Genomic DNA, 6,566 nt, shown 5'->3' with positions numbered 1-6,566 from the left:
TCTATCGACTGCGCTGGAGCATCGAGTGTACGTTCAGCAGCATGAAGTCGCGGGGCTTCGACCTGGAACGGTCAGCGGTGACCCACGCTGACCGACTGGAGCGGTTATTTGGACTGGTCACGCTGGCCTGGGTGTGCTGTTTGAGGGTGGGCGTCTGGATGAACGCGTGCAAACCGATTCTGATCAAGGCTCATGGTCGCCGCGCAACAAGCGTGTACCAGTATGGCTGGCAATATCTGGCGAGAGCGCTGAGATGGGATCGCCCACAGGCCGAAGCCTACTTTGGCCTCCTGAGTCACCCTTTTCCTGCGCTCAGCACCGCCTGAACTCAAGTTGTCCGGTACTGAACCCTTCCTCTTTCCACTGGTCCCAGGTGCCCTCCTTCACTTTTTTCAGGCCCACCCAGCAACGCCGCTGCTATGTTGTTTCCTCTCCCCCCCTGTGTCCATTTTTTCTTCTCCATCTGGCCTGCACGCCCTTGACTCGTCAGCGGTTTTCCGTTGTCGCGCTGGAAGAAACAGCCAGGCCGGGCAGCAGGCACTGAAGCGCCCTGACGGCTGCGGCCTTGTCCGGCGCCCAGACGATCAACGGTGTTGGCTGCGAGGTCCGCACCGGACAGCGTGACCAGCCCAGCCCTCCCGCGCCCAGCACCTGATAGACAGACCGCCGGGATCGGTCGCCACAGGCGTCCACCAGGCCACACCAGACCGCTGTACGGCGATCTGAAAACGGTCCAGGAAGTGCCTGCCAACGTCCCCGCCAGGCGCTCAGCGCAGGCAGGATAGGATCCTTCCCCAGCGCCAACAACGCCCTGGTTGCCGTAAGGAGTTGCGCTTGGTGGGCCGCCCTCTTAGCGCGCGGCACGACAAGGCCCAGTGCCTCCAGCGCAATGAGGGGCGCACCGCCGCAGGACTGCTCCAGATCACGCGCAACGTCGGCCAGCACTGCTCCGAACATAGGGTTTGGACTTCCTGTGGTCACTGGGACCACCGTCGCGTACGGCTCCAGTTCCAGATCACCAGCCCAGTGCCTACAGGCCGTGGGCTGGGTGTGATCCTGAGCATTGCAGGTGGCGCGCGCGTGTTCGGGGCACAGCGCGCAGGGCAAGGCGTGCAGAATCGAGCGCGGGGCCGACGTCGGAGCAAACTGGAGCTGACGGCCCCGGTGCAGCATCTGCAGCAGTTCTGAGCGCTCGTGGTGGCCCATCAGGGCGGCGCGCGCCGCATGGTCCAATTCGAGCGGAAACAGTGCCGTCAGGCTGCACTCGCGCACGACAGCGGGCAAATGGGGCATGGTCAGGGCGCGCGTGTCCTGGCCCAGGAAAGTGTTGTTGCCTCGCCCCCCGTACCAGTGGGCCACCCTGGGCGGCGAGGCGCACACGCCAGTAAGTCCTGCCGCCGTGGACAGCGCCTGCTGGACAGCTTTATGGGAACCTTGCGGGACCAGAAGTACCTGCCCTCCTGGGGACCGCGCCGCGTGCGCCAGGATCTCGCGGGCCACCAGGACAGCTTTGCGCGGCTGGGACCGCGCGGGGTCCAGAGCGAGCTGCGGAGCCAGTTGGACCCGCAACGGACGGCGCGCGCCGACATCGAGGATCCGGCAGTCCGAGCCGAAAATGGCGCGGTACTGGGCCTCAGAGGCATACGCGTCCAGGACCACGATGGGGCGGTCAACCAGTGCGGGCTGCAAGATGTCGAAGGCCAACACCTTGGGGTACACCGACTCAAAGTCCCCGCGCCACACCAGTCCACAGCGCCGGCGGATCTGCCCTTCCTCAGCGGCGACGAGATCATCGAGAAGGGCGTCCACCAGCAGATCGGCGAGCCGTTCGCGGGTGGTCAGGCTGATGTCCTCGCCCCGGAGCCAGGGAAACAGGTGCCCAGCGATGGCTGCGCGCAGCGCCGTAGCGGCGGCAGGCTGCTCCGCCAGAATTTGCAGGGCCGGGCCGATCAGCGCCCAAAAGCCCGGCCCGCGCAGCATGCACCGCGCGATGCCCTGGCTGGGCCAGGCGGCGGCGAACGGATGAACGCCCGTCAAGTGCCGCTTCAGTTCCGGCGGCCAGCCCCGGGCCAGTGCGGCCAGCATGTCGACGGCGGCCTGTTGCCGGGCGTCCATGGCGTGGGGCCGCAGCACTTCAGCCAGATTCGCCAGCGGCAGACCACGCAACTGACCCTGTCCGCTGGTGAGGCCGACATGCAGCGACAGCGCACTCAGTGGGTCCTCGTCGATGATGACGCCGCTGGCCTCGCGCAGTTTGCCCAGTGGTCCATGCAGACCAGGCTGGAGCAACAGCGGCAGGTGCGCGTGGCTGACCACGGCTACCGGACGGTCCCAGGTGAACTGCTGGTGGTACGCGTCATCGCTCAGGTGGGCGCACCCGAGGATGGTTTGCGTCACATCCTGACCCGCCGCGCCCTGGAAGTCCCTGGCCGTCTGCGCGGCCAGAGTGGGCGCCGCTCCCGCCTGACGGCTGCACACGGTCTCTCGCACCGCCCACAGGGCTTTTTCCGGCAGCCGCGCCACCGCCGCCGCGATGGCCCCAGCAGTCTTCCCGCCACCGGGCACCGCGCGGATCACCGAGACCCCCGGCCCCCCGGCCAGCGCCGCCCCCACCACTGCCTCGACTTCTTCCTTGATTCCAGTCATGGCTCGCCACGCTAGCAGGGGGGGGGTCTGAACAGAACTTTTCTGCTGTCCTGGTGGGGGTCCAGATCACTTTTAAGTAACTCTCCCCGATGCAGAACAATGCTGAAGCTCAAGAGAGGTGGTGACAGCTGTGAAGCCGGGGCCAGAAGTTTCTGCACCCAGGTGGGGTGGGTGAAGAAAAGATAGAAGAAAGGCGACGTCATGGAATCTGCCAGGGGCGGAGCAGAACCCACGCTTAAGCTGTCCTGAACAGCTAATGGCCAGGGCAGAGCGCCATGATGCGGTTCAGCGTGAGCTTGGCCGGGATGCTCTGCCCACCGCCCACAGCGCCGTTGTTGGCCGCAGGGCCGGGGTCAAGATGTCCTGCCTGCCCTGACCCAGCCTGGCCGGCGCGCTCACTTGCGCCGGACGGCCTGCCGGAGTTGCTTGCCGGGCGAGTCATCGGACAGCGCTGAGGAGCGCTCCAGGGTGAGCAGCAGTCCCACCACCATCAGCGCGCCGGCCAGGCCCAGGGCCAGCCACTCGAGCGGTGCCACCTGGAGCGTAAGGCGCTCAGTGCGGCGCAGCAGAACCTCGGTGCACCCAGGCCGCAGCAGGCAGCGCCCCAGCAGCTCGGCGTGTGCGTCCGGGACCGCGCCCAGAGCGGTAGCCCAGCCTTTCTGCTCCATACGGGCGGCAAACACATCGAGCTGCGCCCACCAGCGCTGCACCACACAGGTCCAGGCCCACCAGCCCGCCCGCAGCACGGCGCACACGAACAGCGTCCGGCCCAGCGCCAGCCGCATCAGTCGTCTTCCGGCGAAAAGTAGACGTGGGCAGCGGGTGTTGGGGCCTGGGGTGCAGGTTCAGGTTCTTTTCGAAGAGGAGGACAGCAGGGGCCACCAGTCCTGATGGCCTTGACCGGTGGGGCGGCGATCTTCGCGCGCGCTTTGAACAGCGGTTCGCTGAACCAGCGCAGCCGGGCGGCCACGAGAGCGGGGCGGGCGCGGTCGATCACCACGACGTTGTCGCCGTGCATCCGGCGCAGCTCACCCGGCCCGATCAGCGGCTGCTCGCGTGGCGTGGCGCTCTGGGTCTCAGTCCCGCCCCGCCGGCGAGTCAGGCCCACAGGGCGCGACGTGGAGCGGGACCGCTGCTCTAGCGCGGTGCTGCCGGCCAGCAGGCTCACGTGGCGCTGGGTCTCGGGGGCGCTGGTGGGGTAAAAAATCTGGGTCAAACAGTTGGCCATCAGCGCGTCGGCACCGTACACCCCGTAGGCCGCGTTGAGTTGCGACAGCGCCTGGACGTAGATCACTGCGGAAATGCCCCGGCCAGCGACCGTGGCCAGGGTGTCTGGCAAGCCAGGGACCGGCAGGATGCCAGTCTCGTCCAGGCCCAGCAGAAGGGGGATCAGCGGGGCGTCCGGCTCTTCATCGGCGGCGGCGACACGGGCCTGGATCAGCGTCCAAGTGATGAGTCGCAGCAGAGGAGCCAGGGTTGGAGCCAGACGCTCGGGACAGCGCAGGTAGACGGTCGTCGGTTCGGCCCAGAGGTCCTGCGGCGCGAGGGGACGCGCGCCGGTGGTGTCGGTCATCCGCAGCACGCCGTCCACGAGCAGCGGCTGCAACCGGGTCGACAGTGTGCTCCAGGCCTGCCGGGCCAGCGAGCGGGCATCGTCCAGGCTGGTGGCCATGCTGGACTTATCTCCAGCCGCAGCGTCCATGCCCTGGCCCAGATACAGTGTCAGGTTGTCCTGCACGATGGCGTCGTCGATCGTCCTGAGCAGTTCAACGGTGCCCTGCATGCCCCGGCGCCGCACGCACTCGGCGGCCAGGGCGAAAGTCGGCCGTCCCAGCATGTGGGCCGCGCGGAACATGGCGACCAGGATGGGCACGGCCGCCGACGCGAAAATACTGTTGTTGCCATCTTTTTCTGGCGTGAGCAGGATCGTGGCCGCTGCGCTCAGACCCTGCTCGCTCGTCGCCAGATGACTGATGGGGTCATATGGCGCTCCGTTGCCACGCGGGTCCAGCACCACCACGCGCCCGAAACCTGAGCGCCAACCCGACGTTTTTCGGTAAAACTCGCCTTTCAAGTCGATCACGATGGCCGAGCCGCGCCAGTCGAGCAGGTTGGCGATCAGGTGAAGGCCTTTACCCGAGCGGCTAGGACCCACCACCAGCATGTGGCCCAATTCCGGCGGGGCAGTCAGGCCCAGGTGATGGGCGTTCGGCGCGGTGGCGACCAGCAGACGTTCCCCGGTGTTGGCTTCCTCGAGTTGAACGCGCAGCTCACGCATTTCGTCAGGTGAGGCAAAGCCTGCGTCAGCAAGCGCCTGCTGGGACTGTGGGTGGCCGCCGCGCAGGAACTGAATCCCTGCGGCCAGCAGTCCCGCAGTGATCAGATCGAGCCAGTTCACCGTTCCCACGCTCCTGCGGGGGTGAGCGCGCGTGAGCGCTCAGGCTGTTGCTGATGCGGCTCCTGCACAGCGTCGAGATCGAGCGCTCGTGCCCAGGTGGCGTGCCGTTCCCAACTGCTGTCGGCCACCTCGCGCAGGGTATGGAGATCCATGCGGGTCAGGCGGCGCTCAGTGGCGGCGACGATATGAACATGATCGTGCTGGCTCTGGTTGCGGTGTTCGACGGCGAGCCAGGGCACCTCTGCACCTTGCCCCTCCGCAACGGCGGCCATCACGTCGCGCGTCCAGTCACGCTGATCCACCGGGTGCTGGCCAGCGCCGGGGTTGAGCACCACACGGTAGTGGTGGTCTCCCCTGGCCGCATCCAACTGTGCGCGGATGCCGGCGACGTCCAGCCCGTCAGGGCCGAACACCGCGCGCTCAACGCGCTGGCCATCCCGGTCCGGGCGCAGGACCGCGTACCGCAGGGCGGCGCGCGAGGCGGCGGGACCGCCGGCGCCGACGGTGAACCGCGCGCGCACGATGGTCACGGTGCGTCCTCCAGACCGAGCAGATCTTTAACGGCGGCGCTGGGAGTCCGCAGGCGCTCGCGCGTTTCGGCGGCGGCCGTCCGGTTGAGCGCCTGGGCCGTCTCGGGGCCGGCCTGCTGCGCGATCTGGTTGAGGTGCAGGCGGCGCGAGGTACCCGCTTCCATGGCCGCCTGGACGATGATTTTTGCCAGACGATCGGACATCGCGCCGACTTCCTTCTTAACGGCGCGCTCGATGCGAGCGCCGGCGAGGTCCAGGACAAGCTCATCGCTGCGCTGTGCGACGCCGCGGGCGAGCAGGGTGGCGCCGTACTCGCTGAGCGTAAGGTCTTCGACGGCTGCCAGATTTTTCAGGCGCTGGGCCGCGTCTTCTTCGACCCAGATGGTGATTTTTTGCTTGGGCATGGGGGCGCACCTCCGTGAGCGCTAAGACCAGCATCGCAGCGCGCGGCGGATTATGTGCAGAAAATGAGTGGTGGACACTTCCGGGCCATCGTCGCGTGTCGCATCAGCTCCAGCGCTCTTATCTTGCCGACAAATGACCGCGTTGTGGATGGCCCAAAGCGAGGCGAGGCCAGGAGAGCAGTGTCTTTTCATTGAGTGGTGGCTGGGTTTTTGGGATGGGGTCAGGAACAACTGACCGGGTCCGTGGATATCGCCACCACTTAGAGCGTGTTTATAAAGGTTCGACGGATGGGTCGAGGCGACGGAGCATCAGGCGAATGTTGGCGAGATAGCACCAGGAAGCGGAAGTATGGCAGCGGCCTTCATAGTCCCGGCTCAGCCGACGTGAGCGCGTCAACCACGCCAATGAGCGTTCCACCACCCAGCGACGGGGCAGCACCTGAAACCCTGTGGCCCTGTCACTGCGTTTGATGATTTCCAATGTCCAGCCCAGTGTTTCCAGCGTCCAGGTGACCAGCTTGCCCAGATAACCACCATCGGCCCAGACATGACGGAGGCGCACAAAGCGCCTCCGTGCGTACCACAGCG

At 66.7% G+C, this 6,566-nt stretch carries 7 protein-coding genes; 1 reads left to right on the top strand and 6 read right to left on the bottom strand.

The window, feature by feature from the left end:
- Positions 1 to 326: transposase (locus Q319_RS0121990; protein ID WP_029484556.1), on the top strand; the 326-nt coding region annotated here is incomplete at its 5' end.
- Positions 327 to 486: 160 nt separating this feature from the next.
- Here the strand turns inward: Q319_RS0121990 and Q319_RS0121985 are convergent.
- The 6 genes from Q319_RS0121985 to Q319_RS26600 all read right to left on the bottom strand — a co-directional run.
- Entirely contained in the window at positions 487 to 2,646 is a 2,160-nt protein-coding gene (locus Q319_RS0121985; protein ID WP_029484555.1) for a hypothetical protein, read from the bottom strand.
- 395 nt (positions 2,647 to 3,041) lie between these two features.
- Positions 3,042 to 3,431 carry a hypothetical protein gene (locus Q319_RS0121980; protein ID WP_029484554.1) on the bottom strand — a complete coding sequence of 130 codons (390 nt, stop codon included), beginning with the start codon at positions 3,429 to 3,431 and terminating at the stop codon, positions 3,042 to 3,044.
- The gene (locus Q319_RS0121975; protein WP_156039541.1) at positions 3,431 to 5,044 is read right to left on the bottom strand and encodes a type IV secretory system conjugative DNA transfer family protein; all 1,614 of its coding nucleotides are present in this window, start codon (positions 5,042 to 5,044) and stop codon (positions 3,431 to 3,433) included. The genes Q319_RS0121980 and Q319_RS0121975 overlap by 1 nt, the downstream gene beginning before the upstream one ends.
- Positions 5,041 to 5,574 (bottom strand): hypothetical protein, encoded by a 534-nt coding sequence (locus Q319_RS0121970; protein WP_029484552.1) that lies wholly within the window; start codon positions 5,572 to 5,574, stop codon positions 5,041 to 5,043. Before Q319_RS0121970 ends, Q319_RS0121975 begins: the two co-directional genes overlap by 4 nt.
- On the bottom strand, positions 5,571 to 5,978 hold the full coding sequence (locus tag Q319_RS0121965) for a hypothetical protein (RefSeq protein WP_029484551.1): 408 nt from the start codon (positions 5,976 to 5,978) through the stop codon (positions 5,571 to 5,573). The genes Q319_RS0121970 and Q319_RS0121965 overlap by 4 nt, the downstream gene beginning before the upstream one ends.
- A 271-nt stretch (positions 5,979 to 6,249) precedes the next feature.
- Positions 6,250 to 6,566: transposase (locus tag Q319_RS26600; RefSeq protein WP_211252409.1), on the bottom strand; the 317-nt coding region annotated here is incomplete at its 5' end.

The organism is Deinococcus marmoris DSM 12784, assembly GCF_000701405.1.
GTDB lineage: Bacteria > Deinococcota > Deinococci > Deinococcales > Deinococcaceae > Deinococcus > Deinococcus marmoris.
This window is presented reverse-complemented; position numbering and strand designations above follow the sequence as displayed.

Excerpts from the sequence above, each read along its gene's own strand:
- Q319_RS0121985 (WP_029484555.1), bottom strand. The coding sequence starts at position 2,646 with ATGACTGGAATCAAGGAAGAAGTCGAGGCAGTGGTGGGGGCGGCGCTG.
- Q319_RS0121980 (WP_029484554.1), bottom strand. The coding sequence starts at position 3,431 with ATGCGGCTGGCGCTGGGCCGGACGCTGTTCGTGTGCGCCGTGCTGCGG.
- Q319_RS0121965 (WP_029484551.1), bottom strand. The coding sequence starts at position 5,978 with ATGCCCAAGCAAAAAATCACCATCTGGGTCGAAGAAGACGCGGCCCAG.